Source organism: Schleiferilactobacillus shenzhenensis LY-73 (assembly GCF_000469325.1).
Classification (GTDB): Bacteria; Bacillota; Bacilli; order Lactobacillales; family Lactobacillaceae; genus Schleiferilactobacillus; species Schleiferilactobacillus shenzhenensis.
Window position 1 is genome coordinate 108787 of sequence record NZ_KI271585.1, and the last position, 20119, is coordinate 128905.

The 20119-nt window shown below is 60.1% G+C and carries 19 protein-coding genes; 9 read left to right on the forward strand and 10 right to left on the reverse strand.

Annotated elements, in window-relative coordinates:
* Window positions 1-29: 29 nt before the first annotated feature.
* Both L248_RS05205 and L248_RS16410 read left to right on the forward strand, forming a co-directional pair.
* On the forward strand, window positions 30-902 hold the full coding sequence (locus tag L248_RS05205) for a transglutaminase-like domain-containing protein (protein ID WP_022529063.1): 873 nt from the start codon (window positions 30-32) through the stop codon (window positions 900-902).
* A gap of 90 nt (window positions 903-992) precedes the next feature.
* Window positions 993-1127 carry a hypothetical protein gene (locus L248_RS16410; RefSeq protein WP_281169978.1) on the forward strand — a complete coding sequence of 45 codons (135 nt, stop codon included), beginning with the start codon at window positions 993-995 and terminating at the stop codon, window positions 1125-1127.
* 315 nt (window positions 1128-1442) lie between these two features.
* On the opposite strand, the gene L248_RS05210 is transcribed toward L248_RS16410, so the two are convergent.
* Entirely contained in the window at window positions 1443-2303 is an 861-nt protein-coding gene (locus tag L248_RS05210; RefSeq protein WP_040535008.1) for an AAA family ATPase, read from the reverse strand.
* A gap of 171 nt (window positions 2304-2474) precedes the next feature.
* Between L248_RS05210 and L248_RS05215 the strand changes: the two genes are divergently transcribed.
* Both L248_RS05215 and L248_RS05220 read left to right on the forward strand, forming a co-directional pair.
* The gene (locus L248_RS05215; RefSeq protein ID WP_022529067.1) at window positions 2475-3830 is read left to right on the forward strand and encodes an FAD-dependent oxidoreductase; all 1356 of its coding nucleotides are present in this window, start codon (window positions 2475-2477) and stop codon (window positions 3828-3830) included.
* A gap of 155 nt (window positions 3831-3985) precedes the next feature.
* Window positions 3986-5380 carry an FAD-binding oxidoreductase gene (locus L248_RS05220; protein WP_040535011.1) on the forward strand — a complete coding sequence of 465 codons (1395 nt, stop codon included), beginning with the start codon at window positions 3986-3988 and terminating at the stop codon, window positions 5378-5380.
* Between the two features lie 64 nt (window positions 5381-5444).
* Here the strand turns inward: L248_RS05220 and L248_RS05225 are convergent, their stop codons facing one another.
* Entirely contained in the window at window positions 5445-5921 is a 477-nt protein-coding gene (locus tag L248_RS05225; protein WP_022529069.1) for a Dps family protein, read from the reverse strand.
* A gap of 98 nt (window positions 5922-6019) precedes the next feature.
* Entirely contained in the window at window positions 6020-6385 is a 366-nt protein-coding gene (locus L248_RS05230) for a hypothetical protein (protein WP_022529070.1), read from the reverse strand.
* 223 nt (window positions 6386-6608) lie between these two features.
* Between L248_RS05230 and L248_RS05235 the strand changes: the two genes are divergently transcribed.
* Both L248_RS05235 and L248_RS05240 read left to right on the forward strand, forming a co-directional pair.
* Window positions 6609-7850, forward strand: coding sequence for an MFS transporter (locus L248_RS05235; protein ID WP_022529071.1), 1242 nt, complete (start codon window positions 6609-6611; stop codon window positions 7848-7850).
* A 42-nt stretch (window positions 7851-7892) separates the two neighbouring features.
* The gene (locus L248_RS05240; RefSeq protein ID WP_040535014.1) at window positions 7893-8588 is read left to right on the forward strand and encodes a beta/alpha barrel domain-containing protein; all 696 of its coding nucleotides are present in this window, start codon (window positions 7893-7895) and stop codon (window positions 8586-8588) included.
* A 116-nt stretch (window positions 8589-8704) separates the two neighbouring features.
* Here L248_RS05240 and L248_RS05245 read toward each other — a convergent pair whose 3' ends face one another.
* From L248_RS05245 to L248_RS05270, 7 genes are all read right to left on the reverse strand, one after another.
* Window positions 8705-10402: an oleate hydratase gene (locus L248_RS05245; protein ID WP_040535017.1), complete on the reverse strand. Its 1698-nt coding sequence runs from the start codon at window positions 10400-10402 to the stop codon at window positions 8705-8707.
* A gap of 16 nt (window positions 10403-10418) precedes the next feature.
* Window positions 10419-10556, reverse strand: a complete 138-nt coding sequence (locus L248_RS15810) for a hypothetical protein (protein WP_022529074.1) — start codon at window positions 10554-10556, stop codon at window positions 10419-10421.
* Between the two features lie 145 nt (window positions 10557-10701).
* Window positions 10702-11256: a TetR/AcrR family transcriptional regulator gene (locus tag L248_RS05250; RefSeq protein WP_022529075.1), complete on the reverse strand. Its 555-nt coding sequence runs from the start codon at window positions 11254-11256 to the stop codon at window positions 10702-10704.
* 143 nt (window positions 11257-11399) lie between these two features.
* Entirely contained in the window at window positions 11400-13568 is a 2169-nt protein-coding gene (locus L248_RS05255; protein ID WP_022529076.1) for a helix-turn-helix domain-containing protein, read from the reverse strand.
* A complete protein-coding gene (locus tag L248_RS05260; protein WP_022529077.1) occupies window positions 13558-14223 on the reverse strand; it encodes a DUF624 domain-containing protein in 666 nt (221 codons plus the stop codon). Before L248_RS05260 ends, L248_RS05255 begins: the two co-directional genes overlap by 11 nt.
* Before the next feature lie 40 nt (window positions 14224-14263).
* Window positions 14264-16150 (reverse strand): beta-N-acetylhexosaminidase, encoded by a 1887-nt coding sequence (locus tag L248_RS05265; RefSeq protein ID WP_022529078.1) that lies wholly within the window; start codon window positions 16148-16150, stop codon window positions 14264-14266.
* A gap of 86 nt (window positions 16151-16236) precedes the next feature.
* Entirely contained in the window at window positions 16237-16680 is a 444-nt protein-coding gene (locus tag L248_RS05270; RefSeq protein ID WP_040535020.1) for a hypothetical protein, read from the reverse strand.
* Between the two features lie 175 nt (window positions 16681-16855).
* Here L248_RS05270 and L248_RS05275 point away from each other — a divergent pair, with 175 nt between their 5' ends.
* From L248_RS05275 to L248_RS05285, 3 genes are read left to right on the forward strand one after another with little or no spacing between them, the layout of a single operon-like run.
* A complete protein-coding gene (locus L248_RS05275; RefSeq protein WP_022529080.1) occupies window positions 16856-18211 on the forward strand; it encodes an alpha-L-fucosidase in 1356 nt (451 codons plus the stop codon).
* A 6-nt stretch (window positions 18212-18217) separates the two neighbouring features.
* Window positions 18218-19177 carry an ABC transporter permease gene (locus L248_RS05280; RefSeq protein ID WP_022529081.1) on the forward strand — a complete coding sequence of 320 codons (960 nt, stop codon included), beginning with the start codon at window positions 18218-18220 and terminating at the stop codon, window positions 19175-19177.
* 15 nt (window positions 19178-19192) lie between these two features.
* Window positions 19193-20113 carry a carbohydrate ABC transporter permease gene (locus tag L248_RS05285; protein ID WP_022529082.1) on the forward strand — a complete coding sequence of 307 codons (921 nt, stop codon included), beginning with the start codon at window positions 19193-19195 and terminating at the stop codon, window positions 20111-20113.
* Window positions 20114-20119 lie beyond the last annotated feature (6 nt).

Sequence of the window (20119 nt, forward strand, 5' to 3'; positions counted from 1 at the left end):
TCAATATACAACAGAAAGCAGGCGACCGCGTGGCCCATTCTTATCGTCATCCCGATGCCCCCGCTCTTCAAAAATGGCTCGCTGAATTGGGCGGGCCCCAGCAACCGGCCCTCACCCTGTGTGCCCGGGCGCTAGACTGGTTCGATACCAACGAGATTGCGTACAGCCGGTTGAATGCCCCTTTCACGCCCCTCCAGCGCAGCGACCTGGACGTGCTGCGGTGGCATAGCGGCACCTGCGGCGACTTCAGCAATCTCCTCGTCAGCCTCCTGCAAGCCGCCGGTCTGCCCGCCGCCTATGCGGTCGTGACCCGGGATTGCTACGGTGACTTACAGGATCATATTTGCGCGGCCACCCAGGACGCCGTCGGCCGGTGGGTGCTGGTCGACGCCACCGATCCCTACCGCAAGTGGCACGGCCTGGCCTGTCCCCATCAGGATTATACCCTGCTCACCCCGGCAGCGATGACCGCCCGGTTTCAGCAGGAAGAAAAGACCTGGCAGTCCGCCGCCGCCCAGTGGTCTGATCCCCGCACCGCGGGCTTACTCTACGCCCCCTGGCTGCACAGCGAGATCGTGATGGAGACAGAGGACAGTTTAGGATCAGTGTTCATTCTGCTGACGCTGCCCGCACCGGGTCAATGGCAACTGACTGCCTATTACCAGTGTTACACCGCCGTTCGCGGTGTCGCGCTGGTGCGGCGTGTCCACACGGCTACCACGAGTTTTCTTCAATTCTCAGCTAACAGTGCCGCGCATATTTGGGATGAAGGACAGTGGTCTGCTCCGGGAACGGTCCGGGATCTGCCGGCGAAGGTGGTCTTTGCCAGTGAACAAATCGATGCCGTTCTGGCCGCTCACGAAAAAGAATTGGCAAACGCTATCACCTGTGCCAGCCGCTGACGGGACCGGATTCATTGCGGGCAAGACGTCATGTGGACCCCGTCCCCCATGCGGTATACTCAAGGCGGAACCGGGATCGAGGTGAGTCCTGTGACGACGCGGAGACACGAGCAACAGCGGCAGTCGACTTCTACTGAAGCCAAGCCGTTGCCCGAACACGATAATGAAGTGCAAAAGATCATTACCGCGATGTTCATCAATGCGATTGACAGTGACTGGTTCTAAACGGAACGGCTAACCATGATTGACTAATCAAACTGTATTGGTAGACGCCGAAAAGCGCCGAGCGTGATGCGTTAAGGGTGCGTTAGCCGGCAAAGAGACCCACAACTCCGCGGAGTTGCGGGTCTCTTTGTATCTGCCGGTGAACCGGCGGATAGCGGCAGATAACTGAATCACTGAGCCTTCTCCGTCAACCGATAGCGCGTCGCTGGCCCAGCACCAACTTTCGTTAGAACCCCTTGTTCAGCCATTTGCCGCAAATATTTGGTGGCTTGGCTGGTTTTAATATCAAGCAAGGTTTCCACATCTAGCACTTGTCTATGACTCGAAGTCCCCGCGATGGGCCGCAAAGAAGTCATAATACGCCCGTACCTCCGGCAGTTCCGTCCACTTTCTCACCGCCACCGGGGTCGTGTCCATATCGTAGACCTTCGCTTCGGGCAAGGCCAGGAGGAACGGCGAGTGGGTGGCGATGATGAATTGGCAGCCGAAGAAGCGCGCTGAATCACCGATGAACTTGACCAATTCCTGCTGCTTCTCGGGGGAGAGGGAGTTCTCCGGCTCGTCCAGAAGGTATAGCGCGTTCTCCTTGATGCGGTCAGTGAAGTAGGCCATCGCGCTCTCACCGTTGCTGCCCTCGGGCAGGTTGCGCATCATGTGGTCGCGGATGTAACGGGACTGGGTCTTGCTGCGGGTCTCCAAAATACGCTTGAGCTGGTCGTAATCTTCGGGTCCGCTGAACTGGAAGCGGGCGTGCTTGGTGGTGAGGTACGCGTCTTCTAACTTGGTGCGCTGGTTATCCAGCCCGGTATTGGCCTGCCGAATCGTGAGCATGTAATCGAACACGTCATCGCTGGTGATAATGGCGCTCTTCTTGGGCACCGTCCCCACGGTGGTGGCGTCTGTCCGGTCGAGATAATCCTTGAAGAAATTCGACCGGTTGAACGGCGCTTCCCGCTGCAGTCCGAGCTTTTCAGCCATGATGTTCAATACAGTTGTTTTACCCGACCCATTGCCGCCGTTCAGGATGGTGATCGGCGCCAGATCCAACTGAGTCAATCCCTTATCCGGCAGGACTTGGAAGGGATAATACGACGTATACGTCCGTTTCTTGATGCTGATGAAGAAATGCCACTCGACGTCCTCGTCGGGGAAGAAAAACTGAGTGAGATACTGCATCGCGGACCGGCTCCTTTCTGCTGTTGGGGCCATTGTATCATGGTTGGCCGCCGGCGCAGAACATACGCCTGGGGGACATCAGCCCAGAACGGTATTCCCATGAGCAATTGAGTATGGTACAATCTTTTACGTGAAACGTATCACACTCTAACAACAAGGAGCCTTTCTTCTATGAAAATTATCGTTATCGGCGCTACCCATGCCGGCACCTTCGCGACCCAGCAGATCCTCACCGAGCACCCGGAGTATGATGTGACCGTCTACGAGCGCAACGACAATCTGTCCTTCCTCTCCTGCGGGATCGCCCTGTGGGTGGGTGACAACGTGTCCGACCCGAACAAGATGTTCTACTCCAGTCCGGATGCCTTAGCGGCGCTGGGGGCGACAATGCGGATGGAACACAACGTCACCGCCATCGATCCCGTCGCCCGTACCATCACGGCAACGAACCTGATCAGCGGCGAGACTCTCACTGATCACTACGACAAGCTGGTCTTCACCCCCGGCTCCGCACCCGTGATTCCGCCCCTGCCGGGCATTCAGAGCGACCGCGTCTTCCTCTGCAAGAATTGGGCCGACGCCAAGAAGCTCCACGACAACGCCGAGCACATCAATTCCGCCATCGTCATCGGCGCGGGGTATATCGGTGCGGAGTTGGCCGAACAATACGCGTTGAGCGGGAAGAAAGTGACCCTCATCGACGCCTTCGACCGCGTCTTGGCGAAGAACTTTGACCAGGACATCACGGACCGTGTGGAACAGCTGTACACCGATAACGGCACCCATCTGGCCCTAGGGCAGAAAGTCACCGGCTTCACGACCACCGGTAAAGACATCACCGTGACTACCGATCAAGGGACCTATACCGCTGATATCGCGGTTCTGGCCGTCGGCTTCCGGCCGCGCACTGAACTATTACGGGGCCAAGTGGATATGCTGGCGAATGGTGCGGTAATCACCGACGCCTACATGCAATCCAGCCGCCCCGAAATTTTCGCCGCTGGCGACTCTGCTGCAGTCCACTACAATCCCACGGGTCAGGATGATTACATTCCCTTGGCCACCAATGCCGTCCGCCAAGGCATTCTGATCGGCAAAAACATTGCGGCCCCCACGGAGAAGTATCTGGGCACCCAGGCCTCCAGTGCCGTCGCCCTGTTTGACCGGACACTGGCGTCCTCGGGCTTGACCGCGGCGGGGGCAGCCGCCCGCAACATTCCCGTGGCGACCGTCACGATCGAACAGAACTACCGGCCGGAGTTCATGCTGACGACCACGCCGGTGGTGGCGTCGCTGACCTGGGACCCGACCACCCACCAAGTTCTGGGCGGTGCTTTCTACAGCGCCCACGACGTGTCCATGTCGGCCAATATGATCTCACTGGCGATCCAGACCAAGATGACGATCGAGACCCTGGCCATGGTGGATACGTTCTTCCAGCCGAATTTCGACCAGCCCATCAACTGGGTCAACGCGGTCGCCATGGCGGCGGTGGAAAAAGCCAAGGAGGCGGCCCCGGCGCTCTAATCTTTTAAACCGTACCAAGCAGTCCTTGCGGGCGTCCAAGCAACGCCGTGGGGCTGCTTTTTAGTTATCGCCGACTGCCGTGTGAGACGAAATTCTTGTCACCTGATGCCAAACCGGCGACAATGAATGGGAAGTCAACGAAAGAAGCGATAAAGATGACAACTTTTCCCGCATTTTCTCCAGATGATATCCTTCACGATTTGACCAGCCGCGTCAGCGCGGGGGCCGTGGTGACGGATCCGGCAGAATTGCAGAAGTTCTCGTACAGCACGAACATGACCGGTGAAGGGGCCGGCTTGGCCTTGGCCATTGTCGAAGCGGCGGATACCGCTGATATTCAAGGGACGCTGGCGACGGCGAGAAAGTACCACGTGCCCATCGTGCCCCAATCCGCCCACACCAGCACGGTCATTGGGGCCGATGGAATCCCCGGGAGCATTATCCTTTCTACCTTGAAAATGAATAAGATCATTGAAATCAGCAAGCCGGATGGTCTCGCGGTCGTCCAGCCTGGGGTCATCAACGGCGACCTGGACAAAGCGGCCCGGGCGCAGGGCATGTTCTACGCCCCTGACCCCGGGTCCAAGCCCATCTCCAGTATCGGCGGCAACGTCTCGACCAATGCCGGCGGGATGAGTACGGTACGTTACGGGGCCACCAAGGATAATGTTCTGGGACTGAAAGTCGTGCTGGCAGACGGCCGGGTGATCAAGGTCGGCGGCCGGACCATGAAACAGGCCTTCGGTTACGACTTGACCCAGCTGTTCATCGGTTCCGAGGGGACGCTGGGCATCGTCACGGAAATCACCGTGAAGCTGCTGCCGATTCCGCTGGGCACACCCGTGATGGGGATGGCTTTCTTCCCCAACATGACCCAGTTGGCCAAAGCCGTCGCCGCGATCCGCATCTCCGGGGTCGGCCCGACCATGCTGGAGGCGCTGGACGGCAATACCGTCGCGGCGCTGGATACCTATCGGCACACCCACTACGCCGACAATAATGAATCGATGCTGATCTTCCGCATCGACAGCAGTACGCCGGCCACCGAGAACCTCATGGAGAAATTGCTCGGTGAGTACGATGGCACCCACATCAGTGTCACCACGGATCCCCAGCAGCAGGCCGACCTCCAGCAGATGCGCCAGGATATGCTGCCGGCAGTCTTTGCCGGGCAGAACCACATCATGGAAGACATGGCCCTGCCCTTGTCGCAGCTAGCACCGATGATGGATTACATCGCGGCTTTAGGCACCAAGCTGGGATTGAAGATCTACACGGCCGGCCACGCGGGGGACGGCAACGTGCACCCGACGCTGGTCTGGCCTGAGGATGAGAAAGAAGTCCCGACCGCCGTCGTCGAAGCCCTGCAGGACATGTTCCACAAGACGCTTGCTTTGGGCGGTACGATCTCCGGCGAACACGCTGTGGGCATGATCAAAAACCAGTGGAACAACGCCGAGCTGGGCCCCGATGTGGATTATCTGCAGCACCAAATCAAGGCTCTGTTTGACCCGATGAATATCCTGAATCCGAAACGCAAAATTAATTAATATGCGGCAAAAGGCCCGTTATGTTCCACGTGGAACATAACGGGCCTCTTGGTTACCCGCCAAGTTAGTCAGACAATGGGCCTTCACCCAGATACGCGCTCAGCATCCAGATGATCTTATCCATCGCGGCCTTGTACCCGTTCAGCATATCCTGCGTCGGGAAGTCCTTCTCAGAATCGGTGATCTCGATACCCTTCTGGAACTGATCACGCAGGTATTGGATCTGCTTGCGCAGACGGTCCATCAACTCAGACAAGCTGTATTGGTTCCAGTCCATCTTCTCATCCGGCAGTCCGGTGTGGTCGATGAACTCGTGGGTGGTCGCATAGGGCGCTCCGCCCAGCGCAATCAACCGCTCCGCCACTTCATCCAGGATGTCGGCCATCTGGTCCTTGTACTCATCCATCAGGGGATGCAGCCGGAAGAAATTCCGGCCCCGCATGTACCAGTGGATCTGCTGAATATTGGTTTGGATCTGGGACAGATCGGCGACCAGCTGATTCAGCTGGGCGACGGTCTTGGGATACTGAATCTTGCTCATTCAAAAACACTCCTTTGGTATGCTTAAGTACCCGGTACATCTTCAGTCTAGCAAACCAGCCAACCCCGAGGGTAGCGTTATGCTCACTGGAGGACACGTTATTTTTCTTTGGCCCGGGCATTGGCGACGACGATCAGCCATTCGCGCAATGCGGCGTAAAGAAAGTAGACATACAGCCACAGCGACCGGTGGGTGCTGGCCTGCCAGCGGGGTAATGCGGCCGCCTGTTGGTAAATGACCAGGAAAGCGGCCACCACCGCTAAGGCTGCACAGCCCAACCACAAATTGAGCCGGCCGTCGGGCCGCTGCCACAGCACCCAGCCCAGCCACAACACGCAGGTGCCGATGATGACACCCAACACATACTCAAACCACGCCCCCGGCTGGGGGACATACACTAGGAATAATGACACCAAGATCAGCACGGCCGGGACGACATCCGTCCGCCACGTCTTCCTCAACATGCTGCACCACCCCTTTCTTCATTGACGATGCCTGCTATTAGCCTACCGGGAAATCACGGCGATGACAATCATGACGGCTCAAAATTCTATTTCCCGGGAAATACCGGCCCTGTCCCATTGAAAGCGGTCTACCCCATTCTCTCCCTCTGAATCGCCCTGGACCGTAACCGCCGCTTCTGCCTATAATGGAAGTTATACATTCATCAGAAAGCGGGCACACAGCGTGGGGAAATTAAAGAATCTACGGACATTACAAGGCTGGCAGCGGAACCTGGCTGTTCTTTGGCTGGGCACCTTCATCGCCGGAATGGGCTTCAGCGAAATCTCTCCCTTCCTGTCCCTTTATGTCTCCGAAATGGGGAACTTCACCAAGAGCCAGCTCTCCATGTACTCTGGGGTCACCTTCGCCGCGACATTCATCGTCGTGGCCCTGGTCTCACCGCTGTGGGGTCGGCTGGCCGACCGCCGCGGGCGCAAATTGATGCTGCTGCGCTCAAGCTTGGGCATGGCCTTCATCATCGGCGCCTGCGGCTTTGTCCACAATATTTGGGCCCTGATCGGCCTGCGGGCGCTGCAGGGCCTGGTGTCTGGCTACATTCCCAATGCCAGCGCCCTGATTGCCACCGAAACACCCAAGGAACACAGCGGCGCTGCCATCGGCATCCTCACCACCGGTATGGTCTCCGGCAATCTCATCGGCCCGGTCTTGGGCGGCTTTCTCGCCCAAGTCTTTTCTATCCGCCTGACCTTCGTGATTACCGGCGTGCTCCTGCTCATCGTCTTCCTGCTCAGCCTGACACTGGTGCACGAACACTATCAGCCCAGCCCGGACCTGTTGAATAAGAAGAAACGGCCGAGCCTGCTCACCCAGGTCAAGAATCCCCGGGCGATCATGGTCCTGCTTATCTCCACGATGATCATTCAGGTGGGCAATATGTCCGTCTATCCCATCGTCAGTCTATACGTTAAGGAACTGATGCATAACGTCGGCCCCATCGCCCTCGTCGCCGGCCTCGTCGCTGCCATGCCGGGGATCTCGAACCTCATCGCCGCCCCCCGTCTGGGCCGGCTGGGCGACCGCTACGGCAGCGGCAAGATCCTCATCTTCGGCTACGTCTTCGCCATCATCATGTACATCCCCCAAGGCATCGTCGGCAGTGTCTGGGCCCTGGCCTTCTTCCGCCTGATGATCGGTGTCTCCGACGGCGCCCTCTTTCCCACCGTGCAGACGCTGCTCTCCAAGGGCACGCCTCAGGATTACACCGGCACCGTCTTCAGCTGGAACCAGTCCTTCCAAGCCCTGGGCAGCGTTATCGGCTCCTTGATGGGCGGCTTCGTCACCAGCCTGTTCGACTACAACGGCTGCTTCCTCTTCACCGCCGGCTGCCTGGCCCTCAATTTCGTCCTCGTCCGGCTTTTTATTCCCGAATTGCGGCTGCACAACTTGCGCCGCGTCCGCCAATGATTTATAGTCAAGCAATCATTGAGTGAGAAAGGGGTTTATCCCATGGACCGTCCCATCAAAAATGTCCCGAACTTAACGTCTGAATTGCGTCAAGATATCGTTGAATCGCCCACCGTCATCCGCAATGCCTCCGGCATCCGGCTCTTTGGCAAACGCATCAAGAGTATCATTTACTCCACCGACGTCGCTGTCCTCGCCAACTGTGACGCCGACGCGATTCTGGCGGTCTATCCCTGGACCCCCAACACGCGGATCCTCGACGCCGTCAGCCGGGTGGCCAACGTGCCCATCCTGGCCGGCATCGGCGGCGGGCTGACCAAGGGCCTGCGCTCTGCTACGGTCGGCCGGTTTGCGGAAGAAAACGGCGCCCAGGCCGTGGTCATGAACGCCCCCACCAGCCTGACGACGATTGCCAGCGTGGAGCGAGTCGTGGACGTGCCCATCATCTACACCGTCGTGAACCAGAACATCGACCTGCTGGCGCGGATCAAGGCCGGCGTCGACGCCTTCAACGTCGCCGGCGGTGCCGGCACCGCTGACCTGGTACGCTGGGTGCGGGAACACCTGGGCAACGTCTACCCGAACTTTCCAATCATTGCCTCCGGCGGCAAGACCACCGAGCAGATCAGTGCCACCATCGACGCCGGCGCCAATGCCATTACTTACACCGCCTACGGTATCTCCGAGCAGACGTTCCACGAGAAGATGGAACACTACCGGGCGGAGCAGCGAGGGTAACCGCGGAGCCCGGAGTCACCCGGGCCATCGCCACACACTACCGTTCTACGCAAAAGCGCCAGCCCCACCGCCTCAAGGCGATGCCGGACTGGCGCTTTTCTGTTATAGCGAATAACTTAGGAGAACATCTTCTTGGACGCCCGCAGCAGCGTCGGAATGTCCTTGTCGTACCGCGGCGTCTTCACCAGCTTTGCCATGGGAATGCCCGCGAAGTGGTAGGCCGCAATCTCGCCGGAACGCACGGCACTCTGCTCCGTGAAGACCATCTGGAACGGCTGCTCTGCGAACTCGCCGGTGAAGGCCAGGTTCGTTGAATGCGCCGGAATGACCAGCGGCCGGTCGCTCTTGGCCCGGTTATTGAACAGCGCCGAAGCGTAAGGCATGTGGACGGGAATGTTGTTGATGATGCTGGCCAAGATCTCGTCTTCTTTGTCCTTGATATTGCCCGGTCCCGGATCGACCTTCGACAGCTGGCCGATGAGTTCCTTGGCCATTTCTTCCCCCGTCATCTCGATGTACGGCTTGTCGATGAACTCGCCGTGGCGCCGGGGATAAAGGAAGTAGCCCCAGAGAACCGTCTCGTTCGGCTTCTGAGTGGTGAAGTGCGGCTGATGGTGGACGACGATGGACATGTTCACGTCCTTCTGGCCCAGCGGGGTGATGGGACTGGTGGACAGGAACGAATTCAGCGCGTTGCCTGGTTCTTGGGTGGTGATCCGGGCAATCTCGTCCAGCAGCAAGTGGTTCTTCGTGGTCAGCGTGAAGCTGGTCCACTCGCTGGCGTTGCGGTCGGCAAAGAACTTGTCCGGATTGCCAACGTTGTAGAACCGCTCAGCGACTTTCTTCCAGAGCGAGGCAGCCGCGCCGTAGTCCATGTTCTCACCCGCCGCATGAGTGTAATCGCCCATGGTGGTTGAATCGGTGATCGAGCCGTTGGTGAAGAAAACGGCCGTGTCCGCCGGAACGTCGACGTGCTCTTCCTCACCTGTCTCGACGTTGGTCATGTGCAGCCCGGTGACGGTGATCTCGTCCTGCATGGTCGTATCCTTGAAGTCGAAGTCGGTGACCCGCCGGTTCAACACGATATTCACCTGCTGGCCTTGCAGATACTTGATCAGCGGCAGCATGATGCTCTCATACTGGTTGTAGCGGGTGCGGTTGACCCCGACGAGGTGCTCGATCTGAGTGAATTCATAGATCATCATGTGCATGTACCGACGCAGCTCCTGAGCAGAACTCTGGGTGCGGAAGGCGAAGGTCGTCTCCCACATGTACCAGAAGTTGGTCTGGAACATGTGCGGATCATCCTTGAAGTAGTCGGCAATGGACACATTGTCCAGCTTTTCTTCCTCAGAATCGGGCATCATCACCAGCTTCGTCAGCAGCATCCGGTCCGTATTGTCGAAGCCCAGATGGCCGCCGTTGAGGATGCCTTGGCCGCCCTCCAGCAGACGGGCCTTGTCGAAGGTGCGGTGCTTGGCGTCGAAGTCGCGGGTGTCTTCCGCCGCGGTCATCCCCGCCTCGGTCACGCTGGGAATGCGGTCGAGCAGGTCCATCAGATCCACGTAAGTACGGTAGTTGAGCATCCGGCCGCCGCGGGCCACGTAGCCCTGGGTATTCTCCAACGGGTGGTTCTTGTTCCAGTATTCACCGGCCTGGATGCTGGCAGGCGAACCGTCGTTGCTGCCGTGGTCGTCGAGGGAATAGAACGTGATGTTCTCCCCCGGCCAGTGAGCCTCTTGAATCAGATAGACGGCGGCCGCCATGTTCGCCAAGCCGGCCCCAATCATAATCGCTTTACTTTTTTGGGCCATCATATAACTTCCTTTCCTAGTCTTCCTGCCGGGGTTCGAACGGCGCATACGCCGCCTTGTCGTCGCTGAACAGCTCTGATTTTTTGGCCAGGTACCCCGCCGCGGCCAAGATGAGGCCGATGCCGATCAATTTGCCAATCGTTTCCTTTTTCATGGGAGAAAAGCTCCTTTCAAACGCCTTGTAATCGTTTCAACAATCATATTCTAAGACACGAATACGGCATTAAAAATAGGCAACTTTGGGCAGTTGCCCAAAATTACCCTTTCTTAACGTTCTTATCCGCGGCTTAATCCCCTCGTCAATACCGCTTACTGTTGGCGATGGCGTTGGCGACACTGCCGTCCAGCATGATCTCGGCCCGCCGGATCACGTCTGCCGGCGGCTCGCGCAGATCGTCCCGCAACCACTGGATGACCTGCATCACCAGGGCCCAACCGTAAAAGTTGACGATGCTTTGTTTCAAATCAGCTGGTGCAGTGGGGGCCACGTCATCGACGACGCCTTTGACCATCTGGGATGCAGCAGAATAAAGAAAATTTTCCAGCAGATTGCGGCCGACGGAATGGAACGTCTGCAGGCAAAACTGCTGATTCCGCGCAATGTAGTCCAAAATCATCCGGTACGCCGTCTGCCAGCGGTCCACCTTGAGATAGGTCGACAGCTGGGTGACCACTTCTTGTTCATAGATCCAGCCCAGCAGATCGTAGACGTCGGTGAAGTGGTAATAAAAGGTGTTCCGGCTCACCTTGGCCTGCTGCGTCAGCATACCGATGGTCACGTGATCAATGGGCATGGTTTCCATGTCCGCTTTCAGTGCTTCGGCCAGCCGCCACTGGGTCGTATGTTTCGCCATGATCGTTCGCTCCTAACGCCCGCGGGCGTGTATTCAGTAACGTTTATTCGCCTTATTTTAGGGTATGGCGGGCGGTGCGGTCAAAGAAGTTGTCTCGCGGATGTGGGACTTTGCGGTGTGCTGCAAGATGGGGCGCTCCGGTTTTACCCCGCCGCATCCTTCTGGTGCAGCGCCCGGTACTGCCCCGGCGTCACCCCCAACAGTTTCTTGAACTTGCGGGTGAAATTGGCGACGTCGTAGTAGCCGTTCGCCGTGACGATCTCTTTGATGGGCTGGCTAGTTTCGGTCAGGGCGGTTTGAATGCGGGTGAGGCGAATCTCTTGGAGATACGCGGTAAAGGTCAGCCCCGTGACTTCCTTGATGTGCCGGCTCGCATACGGCACGGACCAACCGAATTGGTCGGCGGCGTCGACCAGAGAAAAGGTGGGATCGCTGGCGCGGGCGGTGATAAAGGTCTCAAGCGCTGGACCGTCAGCAGTGGCGGCGCTCGCAGCAACTTGCGGTACAGTGAGGCTTTCCACCGTCCCCAGCAGCAGCCGGTGCAGCGCGCTGTAAGACGGTGCGCTGAGCAGCCGCTGGACCAGCAGGTTGTTGACTTGCCGGTGCCGCTGGTAATCGGCTTTAAGCAGCTGGCTGATGAGGTTGGCCATGGGCAAGTCGAAGCGGGCGGTGGGCGACCAATTTTGACTGGCCGCGTCGAACAAGGCCGTGAAGGCTTCCACAGCCATCTCGCGATTCCCCTGGGCCAGCGCGTTGGTCAGTTTGCCTTCATTGGCCGGGTCGAAGAGTTGCGGCGCACCCTGGTCCTGGTAGAAACTCACCGCCTCAGAAGGGCCTGGCTGGTTCGTCATCTGAGCGGTCACGGCCTCAATGTAGGCGTCGTGCAGCGCAGTCACACTGGTCACCGCCCGGCCGGCATACATCACGGCCGGCCCCAGCTGCTGCTGAATGGTAGTCAGAACCGCGGCAGCCGGGGCCGCACCGTCGTCATTGACCAGAACGATGAGCTGCGCCTGGTCGCTGTGATGGACGAAGTAGACGACCTGCGTCGCGGTCACCACGGGGTCGGCCAGCACTTTCTCCGCCAAGGCCGCTTCATCCGGTAAGATGCCGATGAGGAAGCGAGGATGGTAGAAATGCACTTGGGCCAGGTTCAGCAGGCGCTGCACCGTAGCGGCATCGGCCAGCCGGCCGTTGACCAGCATGCTCAGGACCTGGTTGCGCACGAAGGGCAGGCGGATCTGCTCTTGGGCCGCCCGGGCGCGCTGCGCGGTCATCACCGCCTGCATGGCCGCCGCCAGCCGGGTCAGATCCACCGGCTGGGCACTGGTCCCGGGGACGATCGCGGCCAGCTTGCGGATACCGGCATACTGCCGCCGGCTCAAGTACCAGCTGAGCAGGCCGCCCAATATCAGCAGGGTCACAAAGAGGCCGGCGTATTGGGCGAGCAGGGCCCGCAGCGGCGGCCAAAACGATAATGGCAGGGCCAAAGAGACGGTCTGAAACAAGTCCCCTTGGCCGGATTGACGGGTCACGGCGGCACCCTGCTGGCGGCCGAATGCTTGCCACGCCGGCCACTGACTCCCGGTGGGCAAAGCCCGGCCCGCCAGCGTCGGCCGGGCGGTGATTCGCCCGGACCCGACGACCACGGCCAGGACTTGGTCCGGGGTGGTCACCGCGTCTTGCAGCTGGTCCCGCACGGCGCCGGTATTCAACGAATACAATGCCATCCCCCGGGGCGCCGTGCCTGGCGTGGCCGTGATCGGTACCGCCAGGGTGAGCAGACCCCGCTCCGGGTTATCTTGAGCCGGGGCAAAGAACAGCTGGGCCACGGTGGCGTGACGCAAGAGCCGCTGCTGCTGGGCAGCCGGCAGACCCGGCAGCAGCTTGTACTTGGCCAGCGCCGGCCCCAGATCATAGGTGCCGTCCGCCGAGAACAGGACGGCAGGATCGCTGGGCAGGTAAATGAAGATCTTGTTGATCAAGGGGCTGCTCAGGTCGTAGCGCTGAATGGCACTGTGCATGTCCCGGATGGCCGTATAATCCCACGTCCGGGCCAGCAGTGCCCGGTCCAGCGCCATTTGGCTTGTCGCCACCAGAATGTGGGTGAGATCATCGTTCAAGCTGGCGGTGACCGTCTGCAGGGTCCTCTCTTGCCGCGCAGTCTGCGCCGCCTGTTGGGACTGCCACTCCCGGACCAGCCAATTGGCTGTGACGATTCCTAACGGCAGGAGAAAAATAAGCAAAAACGACACCAGGTAGGTGCGCAGCAGCCGCTGGGACTGCCACGCCTGGCGCAGCTTAAGCCGCATAGTGCATCACGGCTTCGACGCGCTGGCAGGACTGGTAGGAGAACCAGACCGTCGGCGTGAGGTACAGCGGCACCAAGGCCACCAGGCTCAAGGCGGGGAACAGCACCAGCAAGGCCGTCGCCGCCACCGAGCCGATGACGATGGCCAAGGTGTTCGTGAAGTGGGCCACCGAAATGATCAGCGCCTGACGAAAATACTGCCAGAAGTGCAGCTGGTAGCGGGCATAGATCGTCAGCACATACAGCCAGTAAGACAGCACCCCGACCAGCAGGACGATCAAGCCCCACTGCAGGACGGCCGAGTGCAGGAACGCCTGGTTGACGGCCAGATCGACGACCAGGGCCGCGACGGCCAGCAGGCCCAGGTAGCCGATCCCGTTCATTTCCCAGAAGGCCTGCTGATAGAACGTGCGGAACTCCGCATACAACGCTGGCCAGGTATCCCGGGCCGTACCGAACAGCGCCCCGACCTCGTCAGGCCGCTTCTCCATACGCCGCAGGATCAGCTTGGCGCAGGCCGCCAGCGCCGGGAACACCCCCAGCACCACCGCCCCGCGCAGGGCGAAGAGGAGGAAGAGCAGTTGCAGTTTAACACCCAGGAGCAGGATCTGCCCCACCTTGACCGACAACCGGATAATCCCTCGGGGTTCATTCATGGTCTTTTTTCTCCTTCTTTAATTGTTAGAAAGGTAACGACTACACACCGCTGATCTTGCTCACGCTGGCCAAGTCGGTATACAGGCCGCGGCCGATGCTGGCCGGCGTCACGGTGCCCACGGGCAGCTGGGGTTCATCCAGCTCGGCCAGGCTGCTCACAGTGCCGTCAAGCCATTGCTGCAGGCGCCAGGCGACCGTGTCGATGCGGCTGAGCAAACCGCCGTAACGCACGTCCAAGACTTCCCAGCCGAAGGGGCTGTAGAGAGCGAACCAGCACTGCCGGTGGGCGTCGCGCACGGCACTGACCGCGGTCCGCAAGGCGGGCAGCTGCGCTGCCGCAGCCTTCATCGCGGTCCGGTCGCCGGCGGTATAAGCGGCGCGAATCGCTGCCATCACCGCGAGTTTCTGCACCAAGACGGCGGCTAAGCGGGTATAAAAGACGAAGACGGCTTGGTCGCCGGCCTTGGCTTGGCCCCGGTCAACGATGGCTTGCAGCTGCGTCTGCAAGGTCCGATAGTGCCCCAGCAGGTCCACCTTGGCCGTATTGGCGGCGAAAAGCGGACTGAGCAGGTCTTCATAAAGCACGATCTTGCTGGGATTCGTCGCTTCGGGGTTGGCCGGGGTCAGCTCCGGCAGCTGGTCGAACTGGTCCAGGGCCAGGTAGTCCGCCGCTTTCTTCCCCTGATACCGGGTGAAGGCGGCCGCCAGCCGATCGCTGTCCACGCTCTGGTGGTAGACCTGCTCGGCGAAGTTCTGGATCCCCAGGGCGGCTGCGGTGAACGGCGTCTCGCCGCCGTCATCGCCCCACATGGTGGCAAAGACCGTCGTCAGCCCCATCACCTTGGCGGCCACCATGCCGGCGTTCATCGTCGCCAGCGTCTTGCCGTAATTCGGCGCCAAGCCGTTCCACGTCCACACCCCCGTGGCCAGACTGACGGGCCGGCCCAGCTCCTGGTGGGTAGCGATCATCTGCTCGTAGAACGTCTCATCGTCGTGGTAGTAATCCCAGTACATCAAGTCCACGTCGGGGATCTCGGCTTTGAGCTGATCAGAAAATTGCGTCTGGGGGTCGTAATAGCCGTGCCCCGCGGCTTCAAACCACATGTCGCTCCACATGATCGGGTGCAGCCCGAGTTCCTTGGTGATCGCCGTCACCTGGCGGACGTGCTTGAGCATGATCTCGGTCCGGTCCACCAGGCCATGGCGGTCCAAGTAAGTGCCCCGGCCTAAGTCGTGGGCTTCGTCCATGCCGATGTGGATCTTCTTCGTCCGGAACGGGGCGCTGGCGGCGGCAATGATATGGCGCAGGAAGGTATACGTCTTCGGATCGTCCACCAGCAGAATCCCGGGGGCGTCCTGGATGGCGTGCATAAAGGGCCACTTCATCGGGTTGAGCAGATGGGCCAAGGTCTGGATACACGGAATGACTTCGATCCCCAAAGCGGCCCCGAAATCATCCACGGCCTTCAGTTCGGCTTGACTCAGCCGGCCGCGCTGGTAGCCCCAGTAGGGATATTCCGGCACCGCGTAAACATCTTCCATATAAAGGAGAGCGGCGTTCAACCCCACCCGGGCGCTCTGAATCAGCATCGCCTCCAGCCCGGCCACCGTTAACGCGGCGTTGCGGGACATGTCGAACATCAACCCGGCGGTCTGCAGCCGCGGGGTCTCTTTGATATCCACTGGGGTGCCGCTGTTCAGCCCCTGCACCAAGGCCGTCAAGCCGCGGAAGAACGCGGCTTGGGTCGGGTAAACGATCCGGGCCGGGCCGGCCGGGCCGGTTTGGACCAGCAGGGGGCCGCCCGGCTCAGCCGCGGTGGTCACGGCCACCCCGTCTGCTGCTCGGGTGAAGCCCAGTACAGGGGCCATGATGGCCACGCCAGCGTCTAATGCAGCAGGTAACGCAGTGAAATTCAACTTTAACATAGGAAATTAGCTCCATTCATTGTGTGCAACTCTTCATCTGTATCATAGCCTGACAGGCAGGCGGAAAAACTCCAATTTTTGCTTTTTTACCCGGCATTGGCGGCATTGACGACGACCAGCCGGGCAATGTACCAGCGGCCGCCCTGCCGAGTGAAATCCACAGTGGCCTCAAGCACTTGACGGCGGCCGCTGCGGCGCTCCGTCTGCAATTCATTGACCCGGGCCGTCAAATGGGCCGCACTTTGTTTTTGCACGGCGAAGTCTTGCAATTTGACCGTCGCTTGCCGTTTGGTCAAGGTCTGCTGAATGACCGGCCGGGTCTCAGCGCGCTGCGCCGGGACGATCGTCGCCAGATAATCTGCGACGCTGCCGGCGTTGACCGCTCGCAAGTTCCGGCGGAGCACTAGGGCCGTCGTCCGGCCCGCCGGGGTCTGGGCGGCGGCGGCCGGCTGACCATAGAACAGCCAGTAGCCGCCGGCGGCCAAGAGGACAAACAGACCGGCCAGAAAAACAATTAAAGAACGGCGCATGTCTTTCCTTCCTTTCTTGTGCATTAGTTATCGTTAACGCTTACACCTTCGCAGTATACGTGCCCAGAAGCGTACTGACAAGGGCAGGTTAAGAAGCACATAGCCGCAAGAAGCACATATTGTAAGCGCTTCAGGGTAGCCGTTATGATGAGTGTGCAATCGAGGAGGTGAATCAATGCACATGACCACATCCCATCTCCGGGGCGACATCGAGACCGGCGCCGGCCGCCCCTGGCAGCCGGCGGACTTCGCCGCCCTGCCCGCCGCTGAGTACGCGGCGGTGCGCAAGCGCTGGGCCTGGTTCCAAGATCAGAAAATCGGCGTCCTGCTCCACTGGGGTCTCTATAGTACCGCCGGGATCGTCGAATCCTGGCAGCTCTCGGACGCTGACGGTTGGGCCCGCCGCCCCCACGCCTGGCGGCCCAACATGACCCAGCTCAAACATGATTATTGGCACTTGGCCGAGCGGTTCGCACCGCCAGCCGCCGCCCCGCAGACTTGGGCACCGCTATTGCGGCAAGCCGGCAGCCGCTATGCCATCCTGACCACCAAACACCATGACGGTTACACGCTCTACCCGACAGCGGCTAGCAGTTTTCACGCCCCCACGGATCTTTTCGGCGCGTTCACCGCTGCCATGCGGGCCGCCGGCATCACACCGGGCGCTTACTACTCAAAGGCCGATTGGCACCATCCGGATTACTGGCGCCCAGACGGTCAGCCCAAGCGCCGTAGTGCCGATTATGATCCCGCCAGCGATCCAGTACGCTGGCAGCGCTACGTCGCCTTCGTCCGCGACCAGCTCAAGGAGATCACCACCCGTTACGGACCGCTGGGCATGCTCTGGCTGGACGCCGGCTGGGTCGGCGATGCCCGGGAGCCTCTGGGCTTCGACCAGCTGATGCCCACGATCCAAGAAAAGCAGCCGCACATGCTCATCGTTGATCGGACCATGGGTACCCGCTGGGAAGAATATGTTACCCCAGAAAGACAGATCCCCGCCCTGGCCGACCGACCCGCCCTCCCCTGGGAAAGCGGCATTCCCCTGGCGGACAACTGGGGGTATGTCCCCCACGACCGCTACAAAGACTTTTCGCTGCTATTGCGCAGTATCCTCCAAGTCGTCACCCTGGGCGGCAACATCGTTCTCGGTGTCGGGCCCAAGGCAGACGGCACCTTGCCCGCCCCGGCTCAGCGGCGGCTGCGCCAGCTGGGCGGCTGGCTGGCCGTCAACGGCGCCGGCATTTACGGCACCCGGCCGTTACCGCCCGCCGTCATCCAAGCCGCCGCCCGCCAGCACCTGGCCATCACCCAGGACGACACCGCCTACTATCTTTTCTGCCTGCGCCGCACCCCGCCCCGACAGCTGGACCTGGCCGCGCTGCACCTGCCGACCACTGTTGGGACCGTTACCCGGCTGGGCAGCACGGCCCCGCCGCTGCGCACAGCCAACCAGCGGCTCTTCCTCCCCGGCACCTTACGGCAAGCCCGCTATCCGGGTCTGCGCCTGACCAAAATAGAAAGGAGTTGACCGGCCATGGCAGTTTCTGCCCAGACCCTCGTCAAACCCACCGAGAAAAAACGCAAACCGGCGCTCTTCAACGCTAAGCGCCTGAAAAAGAACTGGCGCTTGTACGTCTTGATCCTCCCCACTTTCCTCTGTTTCCTCGTCTTCAGCTACATCCCCATGTACGGGGTGCTCATCGCCTTCAAGGATTACGTGCCGGTGCTCGGCATCTGGAATTCCCCCTGGGTCGGCTTCAAGTACTTCAACCAGTTCTTCCAGTCCTACTACTTCTGGGACCTGATCCGCAACACCCTGGGCATCCAAGTCTACGGCCTGATCGTCGGCTTCCCCTTGCCCATCATCCTGGCCCTCGCCTTGAACGAGATGAAGGACGGCGTCTGGAAGAAATTCAGCCAGACCATCACCTACGCCCCGAACTTCATCTCCGTCGTGGTCATGGGCGGGATGATCATCGCCTTCCTCGACCCCTCCACCGGGATCATCAACCACGCCCTGCAAGCCGTGGGCATCCAGCCCATCGCCTTCATGAGCGACCCGAAGTGGTTCAAGACCGTCTACGTCCTCTCCAGCGTCTGGCAAGGTACCGGCTGGGGCTCGGTCATCTACCTGGCCGCCCTCGCCGGCGTGGACCCGGCCTTGCACGAAGCGGCCATCGTTGACGGCGCCAGCAAGATCCAGCGCATCTGGCACATCAATCTGCCGGCCATCGTCCCGACCATGGTCATCCTGCTCATCTTGAACGTCGGCAGCCTGTTCTCCATGGGCTACGAGAAGATCCTGCTGCTGCAGAATCCGCTGAACCTTTCTTCCTCCAACGTCATCGCCACCTTCGTCTATAAGCAGGGGCTCTTGGATGGGCAGTATAGCTACGCTGCCGCGGTGGGACTGTTCAACTCCGCCATCAACGCCATCCTGCTGATCGTCGTGAACAAGATCGCCCGGCGCGTGTCGGACAACAGTCTGTGGTAAGAAAGGAGCCTCCCCATGCATGAAAATCACCTGATCAAAGACACCCGCGCGGACAAGGTCTTCAAAAGCGTCCTCTACGTGTTCATCGCCCTGGCGGTGCTTCTGGTCCTCTACCCGCTGATCTACATCGTCAGCGCGTCGGTCTCCGACCCCGCCGCCGTCAACTCCGGCCAGATGTGGCTGCTGCCCAAAGGCTTCACCCTGGATGGGTACAAGGTCATCTTGAACTACGGCGACATCTGGCGCGGCTACGGTATGACCATCTTCTACACCCTGGCCGGCACCGCCGTCAGCCTTGCTCTGACGATTCCCTGCGCCTACGCCATCTCCCGCCCGGACTTCTCCGGGAAGAAATGGTTCACCAACTTCATGCTGGTGACCATGTTCGTAGGCGGCGGCTTGATTCCTTCCTACCTGCTGATCCGGGCCCTGGGCTGGGTGGACACCGTCTGGGCGATCATCATCCCCGGCGCGGCCAGCATCTATAACATCATCGTCACCCGCAGCTTCTTCCAAAGCTCGATTCCCTGGGAGATGCAGGAGGCTGCCATTGTCGATGGGGCCACCGACTTCCAGCTGTTCTTCAAGATCGTTCTGCCCCTCTCCGCCCCGATTATTGCTGTGATGGCCCTGTTCTACGGCGTCGGCCAGTGGAACAGCTACTTCAGTGCCCTGGTCTACTTGCAGAACAAGAACCTCTATCCGTTACAGATGGTGCTGCGCCAGATCCTCGTCCTGCAAGACATGCAGCAAGGCGCCGCCACCGGGGCGACGGTCACCCAATCGGCCGCCCAAGCCGCCTTCAGCAAGGAGCAGCTGGTGGCCGTCATCAAGTACGGCGTCATGATCGTGTCTTCCCTGCCCGTCATTCTCATCTACCCCTTCCTCCAGCGCTTTTTCGTCAAGGGTGTGCTGATCGGTTCCTTGAAGGGTTAATTCAGA